Raw genomic sequence first — 26783 nt, 5'->3', positions numbered from 1 at the left:
GTGTCCGTCGTCACCACTGCTCCGGTCGGGTCGGCGCGCACGCGCCGGCCCGACCGGAGCCGCGGCAGCATCCGCCATCAGCTCGCCGGATGGGCGTTCATCGCACCCACCGCCGTCACCATCCTGATCCTCTTTCTCCTTCCCCTGGCGATCGTGCTGTTCATGTCGCTGAGCGACTGGCCGCTGCTGGGTTCTCCCACGGTGATCGGAATCGGGAACTACGTCGAGATCTTCAGCGACCCCGGGTACATCGGCGCCATCCTGTTCACGCTCGGTTACACCCTGCTCGCGACCGTGGCCATCTTCGTCCTGGCGCTTCTGCTGTCGGCGTTCCTGAACTCCTCGCGACGCGGGTCGAAGTTCTACCGCATCGCGATCTTCGCCCCCTATGTCGTCGGTCTGTCCACGGCGAGCCTGATGTGGGTGGTCAACTACAACGACCAGGTCGGCATCTACGCGCACGCACTGCGCTGGCTCGGCATCGTCGACGGCCCCGTCGGGTTCTTCGACACCCCTCTGAGCGCCACGCTCGCCGTCACGGTCATGATCGTGTGGAAGTTCGTCGGGTTCCAGGTCATCATCCTCCTCGTGGCGCTGCAGTCGATCCCGGCCAGCGTCAACGAGGCGGCGATGATGGACGGCGCCTCCTCATGGCAGCGCTTCTTCAGCATCACGCTGCCGTTCCTGCGTCCGACGCTGGCACTCCTGCTGGTCCTCTCCGTCACGGGATCACTGCTGGCGTTCGACCAGTTCGTGGTCATGACCCAGGGAGGTCCGGACAACTCCACGGTCACGCTGGTGATGTCGATCTACAACACGGCCTTCACCTCGTTCGATCTCGGCAAGGCGGCCGCGCTGTCGATCATCATGCTCATCGCACTCGTGGTCATCAACGGCCTCCAGATGAAGTTCGTGAAGGGCTCTGACAAATGACTCTCCTCAACCGGACTCCGACCTCCACCACGGACACGCAGCTCCTGACGACCCTGAGTGGGCGCCGTCGATCGAGCACGCGGCACACCCTGCGGGGAATCCCGTACCACATCACGGGAATCGTGCTCGCGCTCGTGTTCCTGTTCCCCCTCGTGTGGTCGACGCTGAACTCGTTCAAGACCCCGGCCGAGGCGAGCTCCTCCCCTCCGACGCTGTGGCCTCAGCAGCTCAGCGGCGAGAACTACGAAGAGCTCATCGCGAACGGCGAAGGACTCGGGCAATACGTCGGCAACTCGCTGGTCGTCGCCGGCGTCTCGGTGCTGCTGACCATCGTGATCGCCACGCTGGGCGGCTACGGCTTCGCCCGCTTCCAGTTCCGCGGCAAGAACATCGTCTTCCTGGCGGTCATCGCCGTGCTCATGGTGCCGCATGCGACGCTCGTGCTTCCGCTGTACTTCATGTTCGCGAGAGCCGGAATGCAGGACAGCCTCGTCGCGGTCGGCCTCGTGCTCACCGTGTTCCAATTGCCGTTCAGCATCTTCCTGATGCGCAACAGCTTCGAGGCCATCCCGGTCGAGCTCGAAGAAGCCGGCAGGGTCGACGGAGCGAGCTCGTTCGGAGTGTTCCTGCGCATCTCGTTGCCTCTGGTGCTGCCGGGGGTGGTGACGGTCGCGCTGTTCGCGTTCCTGGTGTCGTGGAACGAGTTCTTCATTCCGCTGCTCCTGCTCAACGACGGCTCGAATTTCACTCTGTCGGTGATGCTCGTCAACATCCGAAGCGGTGCCTACGGCTCGATCGACTGGGGCCTGCTGCAAGCGGGAACCACCGTCGCCATCCTGCCCTGCCTCGTCCTCTATCTCGTGCTTCAGCGCTTCTACATCGGTGGGCTCACCGAGGGCGCGCTGCGCGGCTGACCTTCGTCTCGATCCGGGAGAACATCCATGTCATCCATCCACTCCGCATTCTCACCCTTGCCGCTCGGCGCCGTGACGCCTTCGGGCTGGCTCCGCCGCCAGTTGCAGATCCAGGCCGACGGACTCTCCGGTTCCATCGAAGAGCTGTGGGACGACCTCGGCTCCGACTCCGGCTGGCTCGGTGGTGACGGCGAGAGCTGGGAGCGCGGGCCGTACTACCTCGACGGTCTGATCCCGCTCGCTCACGTCCTCGGCGACGAGGCGCTGATCGCCAAGGGGCGCAAGTGGATCGAATGGATGCTGCAGAGCCAGCAGCCCAGCGGCCAGTTCGGCCCCTCCAGCAACGACGACTGGTGGACCCGCATGGTCGCCGCCAAGGTGCTGCAGCAGCACGCTGAGGCGACGGGCGACGAGCGGGTGCTGCCGTTCCTCGAGCGCTACTACGAGTTCCAGCTGCGCGAGCTTCCCGGCCGTCCGCTGAAGAGCTGGGCGCAGGCGCGCGCCATCGACAACGTGCTCGCTCTGGCCTGGGTGCACGAACGGAGTCCCCGCCCCGAGTGGATCGAACTCACCCGTCTCCTTCTCTCTCAGGGGCTGGACTGGGACGACGCGCTGGGCGACGGTCTCATCACGGGGCGCGCGATGGGCTTCGACCATCGGACCCACGGGCCGAATGTCGCGATGGCGCTGAAGAATCCGGTCGTGCGCGCGATGATGCTCGGCGAGGGCGAGCCGCACGCGGAGACCCTGCGCGCACTGGCGAACCTCGACCGCTGGCACGGCATGGTGCACGGCATGTTCTCCGGAGAGGAATGGCTCGCAGGCCGCGAGGCCGCCAGGGGTGTGGAGACCTGCCAGGTCGTCGAGTACATGTTCACCATGGAGATCGCAGCCCGCGTCACCGGAGAGGCCGCCTATTCGGATCTGCTGGAGGGGGCGGCGTACAACCTGCTCCCCGCGTCGTCCGACCCTCTGATGCGTGCGCATCAATACCATCAGCAGGCCAACCAGATCGAGGCGTCGACCGCGGACCGGAACTGGGCGTACAGCACCAACGGCGCCAACGTCTTCGGACTGGAGCCGCATTTCGGATGCTGCACGGCCAACTACCACCAGGGGTGGCCGAAGTTCGTCGCCGCGCTGTGGATGACGGCGGACGACGCCCTGTCGGTGACCGCGTACGGACCGAGCAGGGTCGAGGCCCCCGTCGGCGGTGGCGTGCTGACGATCGTCGAGGAGACGGACTACCCGTTCGACGAGACGATCGTGTTCCGCGTCGAGGCCTCCACGGCGGAGCGCGACGTCGCCCTGCGGCTGCGCATCCCCGAGTGGGCCTCTGATGCGACGTTGGCAGTGAACGAGACGAAGATCTCCGTCGACGCGGATCCTTCGGGGTACGTCCTCGTCTCCCGTCGGTGGAGCGCCGGCGATGAGGTCGCACTGACGCTGCCCATGCGGCCCCGCCGCGTCAAGCGGGAGCGTCAGGCGGTCGGCGTGCGCCTCGGACCCCTGGTCATGGTCGCGACCGGCGGGGAGAACTGGTACCCGGTTCCCGATGCGAAGGGGATGGGGGAGTGGGAGGTCTTCCCTCGACGCAGCTGGAACTTCGCGCTCTACCCGGACGCCACGGTGCCGTTGGAGCAGTGGTCAGTGCTGCGCTCCGACGTGCCGGACGTGCCGTTCGGGCGGGACGGCGTCCCGGTATCCATCCAGGCCGCGGGCGTTCGCGACCTGGCGGAGTGGCAGCGTGACGGCGCGAATGCCGGGAATCCGCCGGACAGCCCGGTCGCCGCGCGATGGATCAACCTCGTGCCGCTCGTTCCCTACGGCAGTGCGACGATCCGCATCACCGAGTTCCCCACCGTGGTGCCCGTGGTCGGGGCGAAGATGCCGGCGGAGTTCGGGCGATGACGAAGGCAATCGCCCTCACCGCGGGTGACCCCGCCGGCGTGGGTCCCGAGCTTCTCGTCAGGCTGCTCGTCGAGCTGCGCGTCGACCCCGCGGAGGACGTCGTCGTCATCTCTTCGCGCGAGGAGCTCGCCGCGGGGGTCGCCGATTCCGGAATCGACACGGATGTGGACGCCTTGCTGGATCCGGCGCATGTGCGGCTGATCGAGATGGACCGCCCCTGGCCGCCGGCGCGCGGTGAGGTCGGCGCAGAGGCGGGGCGCTGGGCGCTCGAGGGGCTGCAGCGAGCTCTCGCGCTGCATGAGGCGGGTGAGGTCGCCGGACTCGTCTTCGGCCCGCTGAACAAGACGTCGCTGCATCTGGCCGGCATGACCGAGCCCGACGAGATGCGGTGGTTCGAGAACCGCCTCGGTGCCGCCGCAGCGGTCTCCGAAGTGAACGTGAGCACCACGTTCTGGACATCTCGCGTGACCTCGCACGTCGCACTGCGGGAGGTGGCAGACCTGGTGACCCCGCAATCGGTGCGCGAGTCCGCCCTGCTGCTGCATCGGCTGCTCGTCGCAGCCGGAGTCGCGTCGCCTCGCCTGGCCGTCTGCGCACTCAATCCGCATGCCGGTGAACATGGTCTGTTCGGTGACGAGGAGATCACCGCGATCGCTCCCGGCGTCGCGCTCGCCGCCGAGACGGGCATCGACGTCGTGGGGCCGTTCCCGTGCGACACCCTGTTCCGGAGAGGGTTCGACGGGACCTTCGACGGCATCGTGACGATGTATCACGACCAGGGGCAGATCGCTCTGAAGACGGCCGCGTTCGACGGGGGAGTCACGCTCGAAGCGGGGCTCGTCCTACCCATCTGCACTCCCGCGCATGGGACGGCGTTCGACATCGTCGGCACGGGCAGTGCCAGCCTGGACTCGACGCGCAACGCCTACCGACTGGCGCGAAAGCTCGTCGCCGGAGTGTGGTGACGATGAGGCAGTGTGTCGTCGTGCTCGACGACGACCCCACCGGCACACAGGCGGCGAGCGATGTCACCGTGCTCCTGAGCATCGACGCGGAGGCTCTGACGGAGGCTCTGCGCCAGGCGGACAGCGTCTACATCCAGACGAACAGCAGGGCGCTGAGCGAGGAGGACGCGGTGGTTCTCGCGCGCGAGATCCGCGCGCATGCCGACGACGCGGCGACGCGGCTCGGCGTCCGCATCCACATCGTCCTCCGCGGGGACTCCACGCTCCGAGGACACGTCGTGGCCGAGTCCAGGGAGATCGGCGGCGACGAGGCGGTGATGGTGTTCGCGCCGGCCTTCCCCGAAGGGGGCCGGGTCACCCGTGATGGGGTGCACTACCTCCGCACCCGCGAGACGTTGGTCCCGGTCGGCGAGACGGAGTACGCCCGCGATCCGGTCTTCGGCTTCGGAACCAGCGACCTCGTCGCCTTCGTCCGCGAGCGTTCTCGGAGTGATGTGCACTGCGTGCGGGTGCCGCTCGACGTCGTGCGAGCGGGGGGCACGGAGCGGGCGATTCTCGACGCGCCCTCGGGCGCGGTGGTGCTGCCGGATGCCGAGACGGACACGGACATCGACGCGATCGCCGTGGGCGTCGCGGGCGTCTGGAACCGCAGGCCGGTGATCGTCCGTTCCGCGGCTCCGCTCGCCGCGCGTCTCGCGGGGGTCGTCAGCGTCGGCCGACTGGACCCGTCGACCCTCCACCGCTCTGGCTCGACGCTGGTGGTCTGCGGTTCGCACACCGATGGCGCGAGAGCGCAGGTGGCGCGGCTCGCCGAGCTCATCGGCGCCCCCTCCGTCATCGACGCGGTGCGTGCGGTGCGCGACCCGGACGTCGAAGGCGAGCGGGCGGCGGCCGAAGAAGCCGCACGGCGACGCCCGGGGGGCGTGCGATTCCTCGCCACCGGGAGAGATCGACGGCGGGACCACGGCGGTCTCGACCACGGCGCTGCCGTGATGCGGGCGCTCGTCACCGCCGCGCGGCGTCTCGCCGACGACGAGGTGACCACAGTCGTCACCAAGGGGGGTATCACCTCCGCGGAGGTGATCGGCCGCGGCCTCGGCGCTCGTGAGGCTCGCGTGCTCGGGCAGGTGCGCGCGGGAATCAGCGTCTGGCGCGTATCCCGCTCCGGCCTCGATCCTGCCCACGCCTCGATCGACGGGACCCTCGACTGCGTCATCGTCCCCGGCAACATGGGCGACCCGGAGATCCTGGTGGATGCCGTCTGCTGGACCGATCGAGCGCGAGCCCGGACTGAGCGCCTCTCAGGCTGAGCGCAGCGTGTATCCGACCCCGTAGACGGTGATCAGACGAGCGGGGTTCTGCGGGTCGTCCTCGATCTTCGCGCGGAGGTTCTTCACGTGGGTGTCGATCGTGCGGCCGCCGATCCAGCGGTCGGTGCCGTGGAGTCGATCGAGCAGACGGGCGCGGCTGAGGACGATTCCCGGCTGCACGGCGAACTCTTCGAGGAGGTCGAACTCGGCGCGGGTGAGGTCGAGTGTCCGTTCTGCGATCGTGGCCTGCCGTCGCTCCGGATCGATCTCGAGATCGCCGACGGTGATCACCGTGGAGGTCGGCGTGGCGCGGCGAGCGCGTCTCAGAAGTGCACGGACGCGGGCGACGAGCTCGCGCGGGCTGTAGGGCTTGGCGAGGTAGTCGTCGGCACCGAGCTCGAGTCCGAGCAGGAGATCGTTCTCGGTGGAGCGGGCAGTGAGCAGGAGGATCGGGATCTCGTATTGCTCCTCGCGCAGGGTGCGGCAGACCGTGAGCCCATCGGCGCCGGGGAGCATCACGTCGAGAACGAGCAGGTCGGGCGGGGAACGACGCACCGCGGCGAGAGCGTCGGCACCGTCGGCGAGCACCGTCACCTCGTGGCCCTCGCGTTCGAGGTAGCGGCGGACGAGCTCGGACTGCAGCGCATCGTCCTCGACGATCAGGACTCGGGTCACGATTCGATCCTATGCACGGGTGGACGCGCGGTCGGGCTCTGGACCGATCCCTCACAAGTCCCTCACATTCGAGGCCGAGTGTGGATGGCAGCCGCACTCGACATCAGGAGGAACCGTGTTCCGCACCACCCGCAGACCCCTCATGGCCGCAGCAGGCGCGATCGCGCTTCTGGGGGTGCTCGCCGCCTGCTCCGCGCCCGCGGCGGAGCAGGGCGCCGACGGCGACCCGCAGGTCGCCACGCTGGAGACCGGGGCTCCGGCGCCGACGGAGAGCGTCGATCCGCTCTTCGCCGAATACGGCGAGCCCGTCCGGGAGCGTCTGGACATGACAGACGAGGAGTCATTGGCCGCATGGGCGCCCCGTGATCGCTGTGTCGCAGACCACTCCTCACCGCAGGGACCCTCGGAGGAGGGAGGCGGTGGTGGCAGCAGCAGTGCCACCGGAGCGGCCACCGGGGACCCCGAGAAAGCCGCCGAGGCAGAGGCGATCTGCTTGCCGCTGGCGCCGCTGCCCCCGTGGGAGGTCGACGTCAAGAACCCCGATGCGCCGCGGTTCATGCAGCAGGTCGTGGACTGCCTGCGCGAACGCGGCGTCCGCGAGGTCGAGATCGGAGACGCCGGTCAGTTCGGCAGGATCGGCATCGATCTCGGCGGTGAGGGCAACGACTCCTCGTCGGTCTCGCTGGGGATGCAGCACATGGACGCCTGCATGGCGTCGGCATCCGACGAGGTCGCCCCATGACGCGGTCGCGGCGTCGCACCGTGATCGTCAGCGTCGTCGCGCTCTGCCTGGTGCTGGCCGCGGGGGGCGCGGGTGCTGTCCTGCTGCTCCATCCCGCTGACGCCGCCCCCGTCGAGGAGGCGGCCGCTCCGTCCACGGTCGTCGTCGAGCGCGGCGTGCTGTCGCAGTCCGCGCGCCTCGACGGCACCGTGGGCTTCGGCGCCGCGGCGCCGGTGACGGTGAAGGCCGACGGCATCATCACCGAGCTGCCCGCTGTCGGCGCGCAGCTCGACCGCGGCTCCGTGGCACTGCGCGCGAACGAGCGTGCGGTGCCGGTGCTGATCGGCGATGTGCCGCTCTACCGTGCTGTCGACGGCTCCGGGCTGAAAGGCGCGGATGTCAGCATGATCGCCGCGAATCTCATGGAGCTCGGGCACCTTCGTCGGAGCGACCCGGCGACTTTCACGACGGGACCGCAGTTCGCCGAGGCCGTGCGCGATTGGCAGGAGTCACTCGATCTGGAACGCACCGGTGCCCTCGGCCCCGCCGACGTGATCGTCCTGAGCGCGCCGAGCCGCATCGCCGCTGTGTCGGCACGACCGGGCGACGGGGCAGCGGGCCAGCCGTTCACGGTCACGGCCACGGCGAGGATCGTCGAGGCATCGGTACCTGCTCAGGATGCCGGAGCCGTCGGGGCGGGCGCGAGAGCGACGATCGAACTGCCCGACGGGCGTACCGTCGAGGGTTCCCTCGTCTCGGTGACGACGACGGGAGAAGGAACCGACTCCAAGGTCCGGGCGGTGGTCTCGATCGATGATCAAGCGGCGGTCGACGGCATCGATGCCGCAGCCGTGACGGTCCGTGTCGTGACGAGGAGCGTGGAAGACGTGCTGATCGTCCCGGTCGCCTCGCTCGTGGCCCTCGCGGAGGGCGGCTATGCGCTGCAGGACGAGAAGGGGGCACTCCACGGCGTCGAGATCGGTCTCATCGCCGATGACTTCGTCGAGGTGAGCGGCGCGGGAATCGACGCCGGCATGACGGTGGTGACGGCGAAGTGACCACGCCTGCGCTCGAACTCGACCACGTCAGCCGCATCCACCCCGGCGGTGTCGCGGCCCTCGACGATGTCTCCCTGCAGATCGCCGCGGGGGAGCTCACCGCGATCGTCGGGCGCTCCGGCGCCGGCAAGTCGACGTTGCTCAACGTCCTCGGCACTCTCGACCGCCCGACCGAGGGCTCCGTGCGGATCGGAGGAGTTGACACCCGCGATCTCACGGATCGGCAGCTCTCGACCCTGCGGGGCAAGACGATCGGGTTCGTGTTCCAGGGTTTCCACCTGACCGACGGCGTCACCGCCGAGCAGAACGTCGCGACCGCATTGCTCTACAACGGAGTCCCTCGGCGTGAGCGCCGCGGGCTCGCGCGCGCGGCTCTGGAGCGCGTCGGACTCGGTCATCGCATCGGGCACGCGGCACAGGATCTCTCCGGCGGTGAACGGCAGCGGGTCGCCATCGCCCGCGCGATCGTGACCGACCCACTCGTCGTCCTCGCGGACGAACCGACCGGCGCTCTCGATACGGCGAACGGCGAACGCGTGCTCGCTCTTCTCGAGCAACTGCACGACGAGGGTACAACGGTCGTGGTCATCACACACGACGTAGAGCTCGCCGCACGACTGCCGCGGCGCATCGAGCTGCGCGACGGTCGGATCATCACGGACACGGACACGGACACGGACACGGACACGGACACGGACACGGACACGGACACCGATACGGACACGGACACGGACACGGACACGGACACCGATACGGACACCGATACCGATACCCGCACCGATGTCGATACCCGCACCGATGCCGAGGAGGTCGCGCATGCGTGAGCGTCGCCCCCGTCTCGACATCCGCGATCTGTTCGGGGTCGGCACCGTCGGGCTCCGCACCCGCCCCCTCCGCGCCGTGCTCTCGGCGATCGGAGTGGCCATCGGCATCGCCACGCTGGTGACCGTCACGGCGGTGCCCGCGTCATCTCAGGCTGCTCTCGAGGAGCGGCTTACCGCGCTCGGCGCCGACCTGCTGCGCGCGGATCCTCGGGCAGGCGCCGACGGTGATCCGGTGCCGCTGCCGGCCGAGGCTGTGGGCATGCTGGAGCGCATCGGCACCGTCACCGGAGCCGCATCGGTCGGCAACACGCATTCTCCCGTGCGCAGCAACGAACTCCGCGGCTACCCCGAGAGTGGCATCACCACGCTCGCGGTGGGCGGTGATCTCGCGGGCGTGGTGCGCGCGGACGTGACCTCCGGTCGCTGGCTCGACGGCAGCGACCTGCCGACCGCGGTGCTCGGCATCGACGCCGCCGAACGACTCGGCCTGTCGCAGCTTCCGGACCGGCCGGTGACGATCGACCTCGGGGGTGTCGCGTTCACTGTCGTCGGGGTGCTGGCGGAGACCCCGCTTTCGGCAGACCTGCAGTCGGCGGTCCTCGTCGACGATGCTGCTGCGCGGCGCTGGCTGGGCTTCGACGGTGTGCCCACCGTCGCCTACGTCACCGGTCTCGAGGCGTCGATCGACGCGCTGCGTCCTGTGATCGCGGCCACCCTCTCGCCGGGGGCGAGCGGACTCGTGCAGGTGAGTCAGCCCTCCGCCGTGCTCGCCGCGAAGGATGCCGCCCGCTCCAGTTTCGACGGGCTGTTCCTCGCGCTCGCGGCGGTCGCACTCGTGATCGGGGGGATCGGCATCGCCAACACGATGTTCGTCTCCGTGCTCGAGAGGCGCAGGGAGATCGGACTGCGCCGGGCGCTCGGCGCGCACCGTGGTCAGATCCAGGCGCAGTTCCTGGTGGAGGCGATCGTGCTCTGCGCGCTGGGCGGAGCCGGCGGAGTGATGCTCGGCCTGCTGGCGACGGCTGCCTGGAGCGGCGTCCAGGGGTGGCCGCTGGTCGTTCCGATGGCGACGGTGCTGTCGGGCATGGCCGCCGCGCTCGGTACGGGCGCTGTCGCCGGACTCGCTCCGTCGGTCCGCGCCGCCCGGCAGTCGCCGACAGCGGCACTCGCGGCGACGTGAGCGAGCGAGGTCGGGGAAGCGAGGGACGGATGCGCGCTGCGGGAGGAGTCGATGAGAGCATTGCAGGCGAGATGGGTGAGACGACGAGACGCGCAGCCGGAGGCGGTCGACGCGTGCCACGGCTGCTCATCCGATATCTGGCCGCGTGCCTGCTGCTCGTCCTCGCCTCGGTGGGTGGAACCGTCTGGCTGGCCCAGACCTCGGAATACCGATATGACCAGCAGGTGTCCGATCTGAATCTGGCCCGCGATCAGCAGGTGATCGACGCGCTCACCATCTGGGCCGGGAGCCACGCCGACTGGGACGACGTCGGTCCGGTGCTCCTCCGGCTCAGCCAGGAGACGGGGCGTCGCATCGCGCTCGTCGACGGCACGGGAAAGGTGATCGCCGACACGGCACCGGGTCTGCCTCGTCCGCAACGCGCCACCTGGCTGCTCGACCCGCTGCAGATCCTCGCCGATCCGCTGACGCTGAAGCCGCGCCTGCACGAGGGCGTCAACGGTCCCTTCCTGCTCGATGACGCGCAGCGAGAGCAGCTCACGCGCCAGGCGAGCGCCGTCGTCGAGTGCCTAGGGGATGCGGTCGTGGAGACGGCGGTCTGGGGGAGCGGCCGGCCCGTGGTCGCCGGGTACGACGATGCTCCGGACTGCGGCCGTGCAGCCTTGAACAGTCCGCTGCCGAGCGAGAGAGTCGCTCTCGACGACGTCCGCGACCGCATGAACGTCTGTCTGCTCGCCGCCGGCGCGGCTCCCGTCTCGGCCGTCGAGCTCGACCTGTCTCCGTCGTACGTGCCGTCGTATCTGACGCTGCGCAGCGTCCCGACCGGCGGCGCCACCGCAGACGACACCGCCGCAGACGACACCACCGGGGACTGCCTCCTGCGGGCGCGCGGCGCCCAGGCCGCGGCGACGACGGCACCTGCCGTGCATCTGGTGATCACCGACCAGCGCGGCGACGAGCGGGGGCCGCTCGACGCGAGTCCGGGGTCGATCGCCCGCATCGCCGTGGTCGTCGCCGCGCTGTTGGGACTCCTCGCGGCTGCGGCGGCGCTCATCATCGTGCCCACCCGGCGCAGCGCGCGCCGCCTCGAGGCAGCTGTCGATCGCTTTCGTGCGGGCGATCGCGACGCCCGCACCGGTCTGCATGCCCGAGACGATCTGGCCGACGTCGGTGCCGCCTTCGATCGCATGTCCGCCGAGATCGCCGGACACGAAGCATCACGTCGGCGTCTGCTCGGCGACATCGCTCACGAGCTGCGCAGCCCGCTCACGAACATCCGCGGCTGGGTCGAGGCAGCCGACGACGGCCTCGGTCTCGATGACGCGGAGCTGCGCCGACTGGTGCTCGACGAGGCGGGACGGATGGAGCGCATCACCGGCGACCTGCAGCTTCTCGCGCTCGCCGAGGCCGGCGACCTTCTGCTCGAGCGCAGGGATTGCGATGCGGCGGAGATCGTACGGGAGGTCGTCGAAGCGCACCGCGCGCACGCGGCCACCGCCGGAATCCTGCTGACCCTCGCGACCCCGGACGCGCTGCCGCTCGACACGGACCCTGCGCGGTTGCGCCAGATCCTCGACAACCTGCTCGCGAACGCCCTCCGTCACACCCCGACCGGCGGGCACGTCGCGCTCGAGGCGAAGGCATCGCATGGTCGGGTGCGCATCGCTGTGGTCGATGACGGTGAGGGCATCGCTCCGGCTGACCTGCCGCGGGTCTTCGATCGGCTGTGGCGCGGCGAGCCGTCTCGGGCCCGCGCCGGACAGAGCACCGGTCTCGGCCTCTCGATAGCTCGCGGCCTCGCCGAAGCACTGGGTGGCACGCTCGACGCGCAGAGCACACTCGGCGAAGGGAGCCGGTTCGAGGTCGCATTGCCCACGCACGCCTAGCGCGAACGCCGCTCGCTGTTGATGCGCGGCCTCGCAGGCGGACTCTACGCGTCGATGTGGGGTGCGCCCTGCTCGACTGCGCGAGAGCGTGCCGACAGGAGGTCGGTGATGGCGTCGAGGGCCGCACCCGGCTGATTCGCGAGAGGTGAGTCGGTCGAGACGAGCGCGACGATCGATTCGCGGGCCGTGCGACCGCGCGCCGTGAGTTCGATCACGCGCTGGCGCTTGTCGGTCGGCGATGTCCGACGTTCGACCAGCCCCCTGGCCTCGAGCTGCTGACACATGAACGTCACGTTCTGGGGGCTGCAGTGCGCCCGCTGGGCGACGGTGCGCATGGACGGGGCCGGTTCGCCGGGGTCGATCGTCCAGAGCACATGCGCGGTCGTCGCGGTGATCCCATACTCGCGCAGGGCGGGCGCAAGAGCCTCCTCGGTGCGTGCGACGACGTCGTAGACGGCGAAGAGCGCCTCCGACAACTGCTGTTCTCGCGAAGAGGCCATGCACTCAGCGTAACGCTCTTCACTTCAAGTGCTGTACTATCGGTCCGAAAGCTTCAAGTGCTGAACAAAATTCACTGAATCGAGAACCCTCTCTCATGGACATATCGCTACTCGACGGACGCACGATCCTCGTCACCGGCGCCAGCGGCGGCATCGGCTACTTCATTGCAGAAGGGCTCGCTCGCCGGGGCGCACGCCTCATCGTCGCCGCGCGCTCCACGACCAGGGCGGAGGCCGCCATCGATCTGCTGCCCGAACCGAGCCGACATCGTCACCTGGAACTCGACCTGTCCGACCGGGAATCGATCCGAACTGCCGGAGCCCTCATCGGCGGAGAGAGCACGCTCGACGGGCTGGTGATGAACGCCGGAGTCATCGCCGCGTCCCCCACCTCCACGACCGGCGCCTTCGGGGTCGAATCCACCGTCGACGTGAACGTCGTGGCGCACATGGAGTTTCTGCGCCTCGCGCTGCCCGCGCTCCAGCGGGCTGGCGCCGCGCGCATAGTCAGCACCGGCAGCATGCTCACGAAAGCGATCCCCTTCGACCTCGACAACTGGCGTGCGCAGACTTCGTACCGCCCCCGAGTCGCGTACGCGATGTCGAAGCACGCCGCCGAGATCCTGGGATTCGAGCTCGACCGGCGCCTCATCGCATCGGGCTCGCGCCTGCGGTCCGTCGTCTCGCATCCGGGTGGAGCCATCGACGCTCTCACGCCCGACAGGCCGCCGCTCCACCAGCGATCACGGATCGTCCGCCTGCTGGCGCCTGCCGTCGCGCCCGTGTTCGCGCGTCTCGTGCAGGGCAAGGAGTCCGCAGCCCAGTCGGCCATCGCCGCCGTGGCGACGCCGTCGCTGGGTGCGCGTCCGTACATCGGCCCCCGGCATGGCGCGTCAGGCTCACCACATTTCGCCACACCCGTGCCCAGCAGCTCCGATGAGGCAGTCGGCGCAGCGCTGTGGGCCGAGATCGAGACGATCCTGGGAAACCCCGTCCTCCCATGACGCTGACGCACTGACACTCGGTCGCTACGCGACGGGTCCGGTGTACTTCATCCAGAAGTCGACCTGTTCCGGCTGCGGGCGCGGAGCGACCCGACTGCCGTGGTCGAACTCCATCACCTGGTCCGGGGCGTCGGTGAAGCGTGGCCACGCGGGGAGTGAGTCGCCGTTCGGATCGCCCGTCTTCACGAAGTTCAGCCAGTAGGTGCTCATCTGGTCGCGCAGCGCATAGTCATCGGCGCCGTAGCGTGCGTCGTCGCCCGCCTCGAGATTGTCATAGGCGTACAGCACCTCGGCGCCGTGGTACGCGCCGAAATGCTGGAGGCGCGGATCGGGCGGAACGTGCGAGAAGAAGTAGAGGAACGTCGGGGATGACGTGTGCGTTCCGTGCAGCTGGGCCCACCGGTACATCGCCGCCGTCATGACGCGGTCGGTGTCGGCCTGCGCCTGCACCTCCGGCGCATTCTCCTCCGTCGCCGGATACAGACGCAGGAACTCCTCGGCGTCGTCGCCGTACGTCTCGTGCGCCGAGCGCCGGAAGTCCTCCAGGGAGCCTCCGAGCGGTACTGCGAGTCCCAGCGATGCCTCATCGGCGTTGCTGCCGAGCAGATGCGGGACATCCAGTTGTTCGCCCCGCGCGTAGATCTCCACCGGGGAACGAGTGAGCACGTGGCCGTCGACCGAGGGCCGCCAGTGTTCCGCCAGATCCGCGGCCGCGCGCTGCAGCTCTTCGGCGGGCAGCTCGCGCATCTCGGCGATGCTCATGTCGAGCTGATCCGAGAGGCGCTCGCCGGCCTGCTCCGCGACAGCACGCGTGTCACCCTGGTCGCCGGCCTTGACATCGCCGGTGGTTCCCATGCACGCGCCGCTCTCACCGATGATCCCGTCGACGAGTCCGGCGGCCAGGCGTGTCGCGCCGAGGATGCAGACCGCTTCGCCGCCGGCTGACTCCCCGGCGATCGTGACACGGGTGTTGTCGCCACCGAAGGCTGCGGCGTTCTCGTCGATCCAGCGCAGAGCCGCCAGCTGGTCGAGCGTGCCGAAGTTGCCCGAGACCCCCTCGGGTGACTCCGCCGCGAGGTCGGGGTGCGAGAGGTATCCGAAGACGCCGAGGCGGTAGTTGATGGTGACGACGATCGCATCGCCGTGCGACGCGAGGTTCGCACCGTCGTACAGCGGTACGGCGCTGGATCCGCTCCGGAACCCGCCGCCGTGGATGTAGACGAGTATCGGACGCTTTTCCGTGCTAGGCCGGGTGCTCCGCCAGATATTCAGGGTCAGGGCGTCCTCGCTCATGGGTGAGGTGTTCCGCAGTCCGGGCCGCAACGGAAAGGGGATGATCTTCGGGAGCGCTCGGGTGAGGAAGTCCGAGCCATCCTGCATCGCGATATCGGAGAAGTGGTCAGCGTGGAAGATGCCCTTCCGGACGGACGGGCGTTCCGGCGCCTGCCACCGCAGGTCGCCGACCGGCGGCTTCGCATATGGGATGCCGGCAAAGACTTCGACTGCTCTGTTGCCGTCGATGACGCCGGCAACAGGACCCTCCGTCGTGTCCACGGTCGATGTCGACGGGACACCGCTCCTGACCGCTGCCATCGCTTGGACGGCAGGTCCCGCGCTGATCGCCGCCGTCACGGTGAGTGCTGCTCCGAGCGTCCATGCCGTGGCGCGCAGCCACCGACGGCGCATGAGGGGAAGCGCCAGCACGATCGCGGTCAGCGCGACGGGCACACCGGCGAGCCCCCATGCCCACCACGGGGAGTCGTTCAGCCAGGCGAACAGGCCCCCGATCGCAGTGAGCACGGCGATGGCGATCGATCGTCCCACGATGGTACGGGTGGTCGCCCGTGGCGTCGAAGGCGTGTGTGGCAGAGCTTCCTCGGCGAGCATGAGACCTCCGGTAGCGAGGGACGGATACCTCCACCTTTACCGCGCACCAATAATTAGTCAAATTTGACTAATTCAGGACGAATTTGCGTCGCGATCGTCACGGGCGGGCTAAATTCGGAGGATGACAGAGTCTGCACGTCCTGCTCTTCCCGTCCAGGAACGTTCGCGAGAGACGCGCCGTCGCATCCTCGATGCGGCCGTCACCTGTCTCGCCGACGAGGGGTATTCAGCGGCGACTACTTCGCGCATCCAGCAGATGGCGGGAGTGTCCCGCGGCAGTCTGCTGCACCAGTTCCCCTCGCGCGAAGACCTGCTCGTCGCGGCCGTTCAAGATCTCGCGCGCCGGCGGGAGGGCGGGATCGCAGAACCGGAGCCCGGGGCGCCGGCCCGCGACATCGACAGCTCGGTCGGCCTCATGTGGGAGAGCTTTCAAGGGCCGCTGTTCCGAGCGGCGATGCAGCTCTGGGTCGCCTCCCCGCACAGCGCAGAACTGACCGCCGCTCTGAAGCCGCGGGAGCGCGAGCTCGGTCGCCGCATCCGCGAGGTCATCGCCGAGGTCTTCGGACCCGCGCATGCAGCGCATCCCGATTTCGACAGTCTCGTGGCCGTCATCAACACGAGCATGCGCGGCGTCGCGATGACCTACCTGTTCGACCCGCGTCCTGCGGACGACGAGCCCCTCCTTCCGGTGTGGCGATCGATCGCGCACCGGATCCTCGACGCGTCGGCCTGACGCGTCACTCTGCGAGGACCTTTTCTCGCCAGGCGCTGCGACGTACCTTCCCCGCGTCGTCTCGGATGGCATCGGCCGTCCAGGTGTACGTGCGAGGGATCTTGTACGGCGTCAGTCGCTCCCGCAGATGCGCGATGAGCTCCTCCCCGGTCAGAGGGGATGTCGCCTGCACGATGGCGTGCAGGCGACTGCCGTATTCGTCGTCCGGGCGGCCGACCACGCAACTCGACTGCACGAGCGGATGCTCTTCGAGGGCGGCTTCCACCTCAGCGGGGTAGACGTTGCTTCCGCCGACGATGATCATGTCCGAGGCCCGATCGGCGAGGTACACGTATCCGTCGCGGATGCTGCCGAGGTCACCGACCGAGTCCCATCCGTCGTCGTCTCGTCGTGCCTGGGCACCGAGGTATCGGTAGGGGATCGGCTCCGTGGCGCCGCGCCGCATCCACAGTTCACCGACGGTCCCCTCCGGAACCCCGGCTCCGGTGTCGTCGCGAACCTCGAGCTCTCCCAGCACGACGCGGCCGACCGAGCCCGGGTGCGAGCGCCAGGTGTGTCCGTTTGCGAGGACGATCACCTGATTCTCGGTCGTCGAATAGAACTCGATCATCCGCTCTGGGCCGAGACGGTCGGCCCAGAACTCCTTCAGACGCTGAGGGCATGCCGAGGCGCCGACGGCGACGGCCTCCAGGCTCGACAGATCTGCGAGACCGCCCTCGCTCATCAGACGCTCCGTCCGGTGCAGCATGGTCGGCACCGCGATCGCCCAGGTCGCCCGTCGTTCGTCGATGACCCGCACGAACGACTCCGGTGTGAATCGCGGCAGGATGACCACCTCACCGCCGGTGAGCAGCGTCAGGGTCCCGAACAGCAGGCCCATGTTGTGTGACAACGGTGTCGGGATGACGCTGATCCCCTGCGACCTCATCCGCACCAGCGGTGCGAACGGGGCGAGGCTGCCGTACCGTGCCGGCAGAGTCGAGACGATCAGCTTCGGGGCGCCAGTGCTGCCGCCCGAGAGCGGTGCCTTCCAGGATGCCGCGACGGCCTCATGCGAGCGGCGGCCCGTGTCGTCGCGTCTCTCGAGAGGGAGGAGGATGCTCGGCACACCGTCGACCCGCCGGCCCACGACCAGCGCGGGCTTCGCCAGCTCGAGGACGCGTGCCAGCTCAGCATCCGGGCTGCGCGACGACACCGGCTGAGGCGTCGCGCCCAGCTTCCAAGCGGCGACGACGGCGGTGAAGAACGCCACCTCGTTCGGCAGCGCGATCGTCACGAAGGAACCCGCGCGCACACCCTGCTCAGCGAAGGCGTCGGCGAGAGCGTCACTGTCGGCGTCGAGCTGGGCACGCGTGAGCGTGCGATCAGGATCGGATACGGCCGCGCGGTCGGGGTCGTGCTCGGCCCAGCACCGCAGCACCTCGACGAAGGGGGTGTCCGCGTCGAACACCGGCTCGTGGTCGCTCATCGTCGATCGCCCTCACGCTCGCGCCAGACGGCGAGCTGCGCATCGCGTCGGCGGTCCACCACTTCGGAGCGCTCGGCTCCGAACACCATCGTCGGTCGGTCGGCATCCCACTCTCGCCAACCGGGATCGCCGGTCTTCGCGAAGCGCACCCAGGCGGCGTGCACCTCGTCGGCCAGGCGCTGGGGGGCTTCGGTTCCGATGAAGTTCGTCCAGTCGGGCGAGGCGAGCGTGTCGAAGACGAACGGCAGCTCGACCGCGTGTGTGGCACCGAGACCGTCGATGGGGCTGCCCCAGTCGAACTCGTAGAACCAGGTGCGCGCACCTCGTCTGAGACGCCCGTCCGCGACCTTGTTCATCGGCAGACGCAGGATCCTGTCGATGGTCATGATGACCATCAGCTCGGCTCGTGTCGCTGTGGGGCAGGCGCGACGGTAGGCGCGAACGACCCGGGGGCCCGCGCCGACCTTCGCGCAGGCCAGGGCGAAGAGGACGCGCCCGACGGGGGTGTCGAGGCGGAAGAACGTGTGCTCCTCCGAGGTCCACCCGGCGAGCACTCGCAGCCCATCGGCCACGTCGGTCATGGCGGCGTCCATCGGGTCGCGCTCGACGGACGGGCCGCCGATGGTGGCGTTCCAGCCGGCCTCCTTGATCCGCCGATCGGGGTGGTTCTTGGTCTCGCGATCCGCCTGGATCATGCGCTCGACCGGTACGGCGGAGAACGCGTCCCGCGTGGCAGGGATGCCCAGGACGCGACTCAGTGCGCGCGTGGCCCGCACCGACTCGGCGGGTTTCGCCGCAGCCGGCATCCCGCTCTGGACGATCACCTGGTGGAAGAGACTGCCGGCGTGAGCGCCGACCATCAGGTTGCTGACGATGACCGCGCCCGCGGACTCCCCGAAGATCGTCACCGACTCAGGGTCGCCGCCGAACGCGGCGATCTCGGCCTGCACCCAGCGCAGGGCCGCGACCACGTCGCTGTATCCCACATTGAGCGGAGCGCCCTCGATCACCGCGAAGCCTTCGAAGGCGAGGCGGTAGTTGATGCTCACGAGCACCACACCGTCGCGAGCGAACGCCGTGCCGTCGTATCCGTCGAGGGCGTTGGAGCCGTGACGGAGGGATCCGCCGTGGATCCACACCATCACCGGGCAGTCCACCGCGTCGGCGGGTGCCCAGACGTTGAGGTTCAGATACTCGTCGCCCAGTGCGACGACGTTCGGCAGGTACCGCGCCGACAACGCAGACAGCTCGTTCTGCGGAGCGGTGGGTCCCATCGTCGTCGCGTCGCGCACGTCGTCCCAGGGCGCGACGGGTGCGGCCTCGCGGAACCGCAGCTCTCCGATCGGCGGCGCGGCGTAGGGGATGCCCAGGTAGCTGTCGACGCCTCCGGTGCGCCGACCCCGCAGGTCACCCGTGCTGATGCGGGCGGTCGTGGTCATCGTCTCGCTCATGCGTCCTCTTTCCGGTGCTCGAGTCCATGCAATCGGCTCGGACCGACGTGCAGCAAGGCCGGGTCGACGTTCTGCACGAGAATCCGTCGTCGATCGCCGTCGCGCATGTCGAACCAGTTGTCGCTCAGGCGCGTCGTCGGTTCGGGGTGGGAGATGCGGATGCCGTAGTTGTAGCCCGTCGAGACGAGGTCGAGGTAGGGGCCGTCGATGCTCCACGAGAGGCGCGGCGGATCGATCTGCAGGGCGCCGGGGTCGACGAAGTGCTTGCGGGCGATGGGGAACGCGTCGTCGGGACTCGACGCCCAGACGTAGTGCCGCTCGTCGGCGGCAACGGTCGTCGACCAGACGAGCACGGACGTGCCGGCCTCGGCCTCTCCGATGATCTGCTGACGGTCACGATCCGCGCCGTCGAAGGTGCCGATCTCGACGTCGATGGGCACCTGCCGGCACCGTCGGGTGTTGTTGACGAGCCAGACCTCCACGCCCCCCTGACCGTCCTCGGCGATGCTGACCGCCAGGGGTGCGCTGGCCCGAGCCATCGCGTAGTACGCGGCCTTGGGTGTGCCGTCGACATCGATGAGCGACCACGTCATTCCCGGCCAGCAGTCGTTGAGCTGCCACACCAGCGTGCCGGCGGTGCGGGGCTGCCGGCGCCGGAAGTGCTCGACCGCGAACAGCACCGACTCGGCCTGCACGCTCTGCGTCGAGTCGATGTACTGGTCGAGTTCGCCGGGAAGGCCCGTGGCGATCTCCATGATCTGCTCGATCTTGTCGCCGGGGCGATCGGTGAGATGGGTGTCGAACACGTCATCGTGCAACTGGGCTCCCGGCATCCATCTGTCGAACGTTTCGCGATTGGGAGCGGACAGCACGCCGAACTCGGCGATGAACCGGCCCGTGTCGGCGGCGTAGCGACGCCAATGCCGTGCATGGCCGGGGCGGTCATCGCGGCCGGCGAGCTCGGTGAAGAACGGGGCGCCGTCACGTCCGTGCCAGACCTCCCACGAGTGCCGGTCACCGTCTCGGAAGCCGTTGAGCTCGTCGGTTGTCTCGCCCCAGGGGCTTCCCGGCCAGTAGGGGGTGACGTCGTCGAGTCCGTCGAGCGCCCGGGGGAGCACGGTGTGGAAGAGATGGTGCCCCCACTCGCCCGCCGAGCTGCCGGATTCGTGCTCGAAGATGGCCGCGAGGGCCTCTGTCTCGTTGTTGCCGCACCACAGTGCCAGGCATGCCCGGCTGCGCAGGCGTCGGATCTGATGCCGCGCCTCGTTCTCGACCTCCGCGGCGAAGGCGGGGTCGTCGCCCGGATAGGCGACGCAGGCGAACATGAAGTCCTGCCAGACGAGGATGCCGAGCTCGTCGCACGCGTCGTAGAAGACGTCGTGCTCGTAGATGCCGCCTCCCCACACGCGCAGCATCGACATCCCGCCCTCGGCGGCGCGCTGCACCAGCTCGCGCCGCAGGGGCGCGTCGACGACTCCGACGAGAGGGCTCGGCGGCACCCAGTTCGCGCCGCGGGCGAACACCGGCACGCCGTTCAGGACGAACTGGAAGAGTCGCCCGCCGTCGACAGGATCGATGGGACGTGACAGGTCGATCGTGCGGATGCCCACTCGAGAGCTATGCGTGTCGACGATGCCCTCGGCGCTGCGCAGGTCGACGCGCAGGTCGTGCAGGGCGGGTCGGCCCAGGTCATGCGTCCACCATAGGTCGGGGTCGTCGACGACCAGCTCGATCGAGGCGATCCCGTCGACGACGGCGACGGACTGCGCGTGCGCGGTGCCGCCGGGAGAGGTCAGGACCGCGTCGACCGACAGCGGCACAGCGCCGGCGGCCCCGAGGTTCTCGACCTCGACGCCCACGACCACGCGCGCCCGCGAGTGGTCGGACGCCAGGAAAGAGGTGTGCGCATGGGGCGCGGCGAGCCGGGTTCGTGCGGCGCGCTCCACGATGACGTCACCGGAGAGGCCGATCGAGGGCAGACGAGGACCGAAGTCCCACCCCCACGAGAAGGTCGCCTTGCGCAGACCCGCCGCCACCTTCGCGGCCCCCTTGTTGCCGTTCTCCTCCGCTTCGGAGCTGTGAGGCAGGGGGCGCGAGAAGCGGATGAGCATCACGTGCTCGCCGCCCGTCTCGAGCGTCACGTCGAACTCGGCGGGACGGAACTGGTTGGCGTGATGACCGATCGACCGTCCGTCGATGAAGAGCTCGGCGATCGTGTCCAGCCCGTCGGCTGTGATCCGGACGTCACCCGCCTCGGCGTCGAAGCGCGCGCGATACCACCAGTCACGGTTCTCGATCCATCGGTGCTTCGAGAGGTTGTCATCCGCGAACGGGTCGGGCAGGCGCCCCGCCGCGATGAGCGTGGGGTGCACACCGCCGGGGATGACTGCGGCGAGCCACTCCTGCGAGTCGCCGGTCGAGAGCGCCAGCGCATCGCCGACGCCCTCGGCGGTGTCGCGCAGCTCCCACCCGCCGATCACCAGGGTCATCGTGTCACCGTCAGTTGTGCCCATCGCGGGTCTCCTTCTTTTCCGAGGTCAGGCAGCCGCATCACCAGCAGGCCGCCGATCACGCCGAGGACGGCGAGCAGCAGGTACAGCAGGGTGAAGCCGCCGATGGCGAGCAGGAGCGGCGCGATGAAGGGGATGGCCGAGGCGGGGATCGTTCCCGCCAGGCTCATCACGCCGAGGTCCTTGCCGATGGTCTCCGCGCGGGGAAGCATCCGCGAGCTGAGCGCGGTGTCGACGGACAGGAAGATGCCCGCGCCGACGGCGCTGATCGCGGTCGACAGGTAGACGGCGGGAAGTGCGTCGGCGAAGGCGAGCACCACGAGTCCGCCCGCTCCGAGGAAGCCGCCCGCCATCACGAACGGCTTCTGCACCCGCAGCCGATCGGAGACGATGCCGGAGATCAGACAGGCCGTGCCTCCCACGCCGACGAAGATGACGGAGATGCCGAGCACAGTGGAGGCGAGTTCTTCCGTCGTCGTTCCGATGCGCTGCAGCAGGAAGACGCCGTTGTACGCGCCGGCGGCTCCGACGGCTCCGACGAAGAGCTTCACCATCCAGGCGTAGGCGAACGCCGGATGGCGACGCGGGCTCACCCAGAACGAGGACAGCAGCTCGCGGACACCGATCGGGGAGGGCTTCTGCAGCAGAGGACTCTCACGCAGCAGGCTCACGGCGATCAGCGCGCCGATCGCCGTGAGCGCGGCGAGGACGACCCATTGCGCGGCGCCGCTGAGCGGAGTGATGATGGCCAGTCCGATCAACGGGCCCGTGGCGACGATCAGGCCGAGCGCGCCCGAGATCGATCCGCGCTTCGCCGCCGGCACCTGGTCGACCATCAGCGCACCGGTCACCGACATCTGGAAGCCGATGAAGATCTCGACCAGGCACCAGAGGATGACGATCTGCCACACCTCGGTCGTCACCCAGATCGCCGACAGCGCGCACGCCCCCGCCAGTCCGCCGGCGAGGATCCACGTGCGTCTGCGTCCGAAACGCAGCTGCGTGCGGTCGCTGATGCGACCCGCGATCGGATTGACGAAGAAGCCGGTCGCCGCGCCGCATCCGGTGATCAGGCCGAGTGCCAGCGGCACCCCGTCCTGGCCGACCATTTCGACGAGCTTGAGTGTCAACAGCACCGACACCGGCACGGCCAGCGCGACGATGCCGCCGACGTATGACGCGATCATCGCCGCCATCACCCGCCCGAAGGGGGTGGTCACGGTCGGGGTGGGGGGAGCCTTGGGGCCGTCGACGTCGACGGCGGGCTGGGGGATATCCATGGGGTTCATCTCGATCCGATCCGTTCAGCCACGCCAGCCGCCGCCGCAGACGAGGGTCTCGCCGGTGACGTAGTCCGACTCCGGCAGACAGAACAACAGCACGGCGCCGGCGGCGTCGACGGGCGTGCCGACCCGACCGAGGGGGATGCTCTCCCTGGCTCGGTCGAGCACGGTACGGTTCACGCCCACGCGGATGGCGGAGCCGGCGATGTCGATCTCGACGTCGTCGTCTGCGGGAGCCGTGAGGCGGGTGGCGATGAGCCCGAACGCCACGGCGTTGACCGTCACGTTGTAGCGGCCCCATTCGCGGGCGAGTGTCTTCGTGAGTCCGCTGATCCCCGCTTTGGCCGAGCTGTAGGCGACCTGGCCGGGATTTCCCGACAGGGCGGAGACCGAGGACACGTTGACGACCTTGCGGCAGCGCGCACTCCCCGTCTCGGCCTGTTCGGTCTTCGCCGCCGCGGCGAACACAGGCTGCGCGGCACGCAGCAGACGGAACGGCGCGGTGAGGTGCAGCGCAAGCATCTCCTCCCATTGCTCGTCGCCGGTCTTCTGGATGACCGAGTCCCACGTGTATCCGGCGTTGTTCACGATGATGTCGAGGCCGCCGAAGTGCGAGACCGCGGTGTCGACGATGCGATCGGGAGCGTCGGCGTCGGTGATCGAGCCCACGCTCGTGACGGCGGAGCCGCCGGCGGCGTGGATGGCCGCCACGGTCTCGTCGGCCGGGCCGGCGTCGAGGTCGTTCACGACCACGCGCGCGCCTTCTCGAGCGAGGCCGAGGGCGATCTCGCGGCCGATGCCGCGCCCCGCGCCGGTGACGATGGCCGTCCTGTCGAGCAGCTTCATCGCTGTGTCCCCTGTCGCTCGTAAAGTGTGACGACGGCGGCGCCGCCCAGGCCGATGTTGTGCTGGAGAGCGAGGCGTGCGCCCTCGACCTGCCTCGCACCGGCGGTTCCGCGCAGCTGCCAGACCAGCTCCGCGCACTGAGCGAGTCCGGTCGCGCCGAGCGGGTGTCCCTTCGAAAGCAGTCCCCCGGAGGGGTTGGTGACGACGCGCCCTCCGTACGTGTTCTCCCCGTCGTCGACGAACGCCGCGCCCGTGCCCTCCGGCGTCAGGCCGAGCGCCTCGTAGCTGATCAGCTCGTTGGTCGCGAAGCAATCGTGTAACTCGACGACGGGGATGTCGGCCGGGTCGACGCCGGACTGCTCGTAGACCTGCTGTGCCGCCTGTCGAGTCATGCCCGCACCGACCAGCTCGCGGCGATCCCCCGAGGAGAAGGTCTGGGGCGTGTCGGTGGTCATGGCCTGAGCGCGTATCGTCACGGCGGTCGACAGCCCGTGCGCCGCGGCGAACTCCGGCGTGCAGATGACGGCGGCCGCGGCCCCGCACGTCGGCGGGCAGCTCATCAGGCGCGTCAGCGGGTCGGACACCGGGGCGGATGCCAGGACCTCCTCGACCGTCAGAGCAGTCCGGAACACGGCGTACGGGTTGTTCGCGGCGTGTGATCTCGCCTTGACGGCGATCTTGGCGAACGTCGACGCGGACGTTCCGTAGCGCTCCATGTGCTCGAGGCCCGCTCCGCCGAAGAGTCGGCCGACGATGCCGTTCTCCCCGGAGCCCGGGGGGAGCGCGTCGATCAGCGCGGTCATCGGCGACGTGCGGTCCTGAAAGGTCTCTCGGAGGGCACCCGGGGTCATCTGCTCGAAGCCGAGCGCGAGTGCGCAGTCGACGGCGCCGCTCTCGACGGCCTGGCGGGCGAGGAAGAGCGCGGTCGACCCAGTCGCGCAGTTGTTGTTCACGTTGACAATCGGGATCCCCGACAGTCCGACGCGGTAGAGCGCCACCTGCCCGGCCGTCGAGTCGCCGTAGACCCATCCGACATACGCCTGCTGGATCAACCCGTAGTCGATGCCGGCGTCGGCGAGCGCCAGAACGGTCGCCTCCGAGCCCATCGTGTCGTATGACGCCCCCGCCGACGGCTTGGTGAACGGCACCATGCCCACTCCCGCGACGACGACCTGATTTCGATTGGCCACATGAACTCCTCGTTGTGTTCCGACGACCTCACTATGACCGCATCCAAAAAATTAGTCAAGTCTGACTGTTTAACGGCGAGAGGGTCGATGCTCGTGAAGCGAATCAGTAATTAGTCATTCTTGACTAATTAAAACTTTTCCGTCACTCTGATCTCCAGCAGGCCCACGAGGCCCGCCGCATCGGGGCGATGAGGACCCTGACCTCACGCCATCCGAAAGACTCCGCGCGTCCTCGCGCCCCTCGTGTCAAGGAGGACACCCATGAAGAAGATCCGATCGCTCGCACTGATCAGTGCGACAGTGCTCGTCGCCACCGGCTGTTCGGCCGGCGCAAGCCCCGCCGGCACCGAGCAATCCGCCGCCACCGGTCCCATCGACATCTGGCTGTCGAACAACGAACAGGAGCTGGCGTGGGGAAAGGCCATGGTCGACGCCTGGAACGCCGACCATCCCGACGAGCAGGTCACCGCGCAGCCGCTGCCGGCCGGGTCCACGTCGGAGGAGGCGATCACCGCCGCCATCACCGGGGGAACAGCACCGTGCCTCGTCTACAACATCTCGCCCGCTGCAGTGTCCGACTGGGTCAAGCAGGGTGGTCTGGTCGACCTGAGCTCCCTCGAGGGCGGCGACGACTACATCGAACAGCGCAGCGGTGACGTGGGTTCCTATGCTGTCGACGGACGCTTCTACCAGCTGCCGTGGAAGTCGAACCCCATCGTCGTGATGTACAACAAGACGCTGTTCGCCCAGGCCGGCATCGATCCGGAAGACCCGCAGATGCAGACGCACGAGGCGTTCCTCGAGGGCGCGCGCACGCTCGTCGATTCCGGAGTGCAGAGTGCGATCTGGCCCAAGCCCACCAGCGAGTTCTACTGGGCGTGGGGTGACTTCTACCCGCTGTACCTCGCCGAAACCGACGGCACGATGCTCGTCGAGGACGGCACGTCGACCTTCGATTCCGACGCCGGGCGTGCAGTGGCCGAGTTCTGGGCGACGATGTACGACGAGAAGCTGGCCCCCACCGAGACCTCGACCGACAACCCGATGGTCGTCGGCACCACCGCGATGCAGATCGGCGGCCCCTGGGCCATTCCGACCTACGCGGGCGCCGTCGATGTGGGCTTCATGCCCGTGCCGACGAGCGACGGCCGCGAGGATCCGATCTCGTTCGCCGACTCGAAGGGGGTGTCGATGTTCACGGCCTGCGAGAACCAGGGCACCGCCTGGGAGTTCCTGAAGTTCTCGACCAGCGAGGATGCCGACGGAACCCTTCTGGAGCTGAGCGGACAGATGCCCATGCGCACGGCGCTGATGGACACCTATCCCGACTACTTCGACGCGCATCCCGAGTCGGTCTACTTCGCCGAGCAGTCGGAGGCGACCCGCGGAGTGCCCAGCATCCCGAACTCGGTGGAGGCGTGGCAGACCTTCCGTGACGAGTACTCGTCTGCGGTGATCTTCGGCAAGGGGTCCGTCGACGACTTCCTGACGAACACCGCGGCCAAGATCGACGACCTCGTCGCCGAGTGATCAC

The 26783-nt window shown here is 68.8% G+C and carries 22 protein-coding genes; 13 read left to right on the top strand and 9 right to left on the bottom strand.

All coding sequences use genetic code 11. The features are described from left to right. From ASD43_RS01730 to ASD43_RS01710, 5 genes are read left to right on the top strand one after another with little or no spacing between them, the layout of a single operon-like run. Nucleotides 1-933: a carbohydrate ABC transporter permease gene (locus ASD43_RS01730; RefSeq protein ID WP_162247474.1), complete on the top strand. Its 933-nt coding sequence runs from the start codon at nt 1-3 to the stop codon at nt 931-933. Beyond that, nucleotides 930-1847 carry a carbohydrate ABC transporter permease gene (locus tag ASD43_RS01725; protein WP_082539178.1) on the top strand — a complete coding sequence of 306 codons (918 nt, stop codon included), beginning with the start codon at nt 930-932 and terminating at the stop codon, nt 1845-1847. The genes ASD43_RS01730 and ASD43_RS01725 overlap by 4 nt, the downstream gene beginning before the upstream one ends. A 27-nt stretch (nt 1848-1874) precedes the next feature. Then, nucleotides 1875-3758, top strand: coding sequence for a beta-L-arabinofuranosidase domain-containing protein (locus tag ASD43_RS01720; RefSeq protein ID WP_056412744.1), 1884 nt, complete (start codon nt 1875-1877; stop codon nt 3756-3758). After that, a complete protein-coding gene (locus ASD43_RS01715) occupies nt 3755-4723 on the top strand; it encodes a PdxA family dehydrogenase (protein ID WP_056412741.1) in 969 nt (322 codons plus the stop codon). Before ASD43_RS01720 ends, ASD43_RS01715 begins: the two co-directional genes overlap by 4 nt. A gap of 2 nt (nt 4724-4725) precedes the next feature. Then, a complete protein-coding gene (locus ASD43_RS01710; protein WP_056412737.1) occupies nt 4726-6033 on the top strand; it encodes a four-carbon acid sugar kinase family protein in 1308 nt (435 codons plus the stop codon). Here ASD43_RS01710 and ASD43_RS01705 read toward each other — a convergent pair. Then, a complete protein-coding gene (locus tag ASD43_RS01705) occupies nt 6025-6708 on the bottom strand; it encodes a response regulator transcription factor (RefSeq protein ID WP_200946547.1) in 684 nt (227 codons plus the stop codon). The genes ASD43_RS01710 and ASD43_RS01705 overlap by 9 nt on opposite strands. Nucleotides 6709-6823: 115 nt before the next feature. Between ASD43_RS01705 and ASD43_RS01700 the strand changes: the two genes are divergently transcribed. The 5 genes from ASD43_RS01700 to ASD43_RS01680 all read left to right on the top strand — a co-directional run bounded on the left by ASD43_RS01700 (nt 6824) and on the right by ASD43_RS01680 (nt 12377). Further along, complete coding sequence (locus tag ASD43_RS01700) at nt 6824-7450, top strand: hypothetical protein (RefSeq protein ID WP_157550696.1); 627 nt, start codon at nt 6824-6826, stop codon at nt 7448-7450. Continuing rightward, the gene (locus ASD43_RS01695; RefSeq protein ID WP_056412732.1) at nt 7447-8487 is read left to right on the top strand and encodes an HlyD family efflux transporter periplasmic adaptor subunit; all 1041 of its coding nucleotides are present in this window, start codon (nt 7447-7449) and stop codon (nt 8485-8487) included. The genes ASD43_RS01700 and ASD43_RS01695 overlap by 4 nt, the downstream gene beginning before the upstream one ends. After that, nucleotides 8484-9311: an ABC transporter ATP-binding protein gene (locus tag ASD43_RS01690; protein WP_082539177.1), complete on the top strand. Its 828-nt coding sequence runs from the start codon at nt 8484-8486 to the stop codon at nt 9309-9311. Before ASD43_RS01695 ends, ASD43_RS01690 begins: the two co-directional genes overlap by 4 nt. After that, entirely contained in the window at nt 9304-10491 is a 1188-nt protein-coding gene (locus ASD43_RS01685; RefSeq protein ID WP_056412729.1) for an ABC transporter permease, read from the top strand. The genes ASD43_RS01690 and ASD43_RS01685 overlap by 8 nt, the downstream gene beginning before the upstream one ends. A 113-nt stretch (nt 10492-10604) precedes the next feature. Beyond that, entirely contained in the window at nt 10605-12377 is a 1773-nt protein-coding gene (locus ASD43_RS01680; RefSeq protein WP_157550693.1) for a sensor histidine kinase, read from the top strand. Nucleotides 12378-12421: 44 nt separating this feature from the next. Here the strand turns inward: ASD43_RS01680 and ASD43_RS01675 are convergent, their stop codons facing one another. Next, nucleotides 12422-12877 (bottom strand): MarR family winged helix-turn-helix transcriptional regulator, encoded by a 456-nt coding sequence (locus tag ASD43_RS01675; RefSeq protein WP_082539175.1) that lies wholly within the window; start codon nt 12875-12877, stop codon nt 12422-12424. 95 nt (nt 12878-12972) lie between these two features. Here ASD43_RS01675 and ASD43_RS01670 point away from each other — a divergent pair, with 95 nt between their 5' ends. Then, nucleotides 12973-13881, top strand: coding sequence for an SDR family NAD(P)-dependent oxidoreductase (locus ASD43_RS01670; protein WP_056412721.1), 909 nt, complete (start codon nt 12973-12975; stop codon nt 13879-13881). 24 nt (nt 13882-13905) lie between these two features. On the opposite strand, the gene ASD43_RS01665 is transcribed toward ASD43_RS01670, so the two are convergent. After that, the gene (locus ASD43_RS01665; RefSeq protein WP_162247473.1) at nt 13906-15705 is read right to left on the bottom strand and encodes a carboxylesterase/lipase family protein; all 1800 of its coding nucleotides are present in this window, start codon (nt 15703-15705) and stop codon (nt 13906-13908) included. Nucleotides 15706-15889: 184 nt separating this feature from the next. Here ASD43_RS01665 and ASD43_RS01660 point away from each other — a divergent pair, with 184 nt between their 5' ends. After that, entirely contained in the window at nt 15890-16501 is a 612-nt protein-coding gene (locus ASD43_RS01660) for a TetR/AcrR family transcriptional regulator (protein ID WP_056412716.1), read from the top strand. Nucleotides 16502-16505: 4 nt separating this feature from the next. Here ASD43_RS01660 and ASD43_RS01655 read toward each other — a convergent pair whose 3' ends face one another. The 6 genes from ASD43_RS01655 to ASD43_RS01630 are packed head-to-tail and all read right to left on the bottom strand — an operon-like array spanning nt 16506 to nt 25249. Then, a complete protein-coding gene (locus ASD43_RS01655; protein ID WP_082539174.1) occupies nt 16506-17969 on the bottom strand; it encodes an AMP-binding protein in 1464 nt (487 codons plus the stop codon). Beyond that, nucleotides 17966-19420: a carboxylesterase/lipase family protein gene (locus tag ASD43_RS01650; RefSeq protein WP_056412713.1), complete on the bottom strand. Its 1455-nt coding sequence runs from the start codon at nt 19418-19420 to the stop codon at nt 17966-17968. The genes ASD43_RS01655 and ASD43_RS01650 overlap by 4 nt, the downstream gene beginning before the upstream one ends. Next, nucleotides 19417-21933, bottom strand: coding sequence for a glycoside hydrolase family 2 protein (locus ASD43_RS01645; protein WP_082539173.1), 2517 nt, complete (start codon nt 21931-21933; stop codon nt 19417-19419). Before ASD43_RS01645 ends, ASD43_RS01650 begins: the two co-directional genes overlap by 4 nt. Continuing rightward, complete coding sequence (locus tag ASD43_RS01640) at nt 21906-23210, bottom strand: MFS transporter (protein WP_056412706.1); 1305 nt, start codon at nt 23208-23210, stop codon at nt 21906-21908. Before ASD43_RS01640 ends, ASD43_RS01645 begins: the two co-directional genes overlap by 28 nt. 24 nt (nt 23211-23234) lie before the next feature. Continuing rightward, nucleotides 23235-24059 (bottom strand): SDR family NAD(P)-dependent oxidoreductase, encoded by an 825-nt coding sequence (locus ASD43_RS01635; protein WP_056412703.1) that lies wholly within the window; start codon nt 24057-24059, stop codon nt 23235-23237. Next, the gene (locus tag ASD43_RS01630) at nt 24056-25249 is read right to left on the bottom strand and encodes a lipid-transfer protein (RefSeq protein ID WP_235563996.1); all 1194 of its coding nucleotides are present in this window, start codon (nt 25247-25249) and stop codon (nt 24056-24058) included. Before ASD43_RS01630 ends, ASD43_RS01635 begins: the two co-directional genes overlap by 4 nt. Nucleotides 25250-25510: 261 nt before the next feature. Between ASD43_RS01630 and ASD43_RS01625 the strand changes: the two genes are divergently transcribed. After that, nucleotides 25511-26779 (top strand): ABC transporter substrate-binding protein, encoded by a 1269-nt coding sequence (locus ASD43_RS01625; RefSeq protein ID WP_056412700.1) that lies wholly within the window; start codon nt 25511-25513, stop codon nt 26777-26779. The last annotated feature ends 4 nt before the right edge of the window (nt 26780-26783 follow it).

The sequence above is a fragment of the Microbacterium sp. Root553 genome (genome assembly GCF_001426995.1).
In the GTDB taxonomy this organism is placed as follows: Bacteria; Actinomycetota; Actinomycetes; order Actinomycetales; family Microbacteriaceae; genus Microbacterium.
The sequence above is the reverse complement of the archived record's forward strand: the minus strand, read 5'-3'. Positions and strand labels throughout refer to the sequence as shown.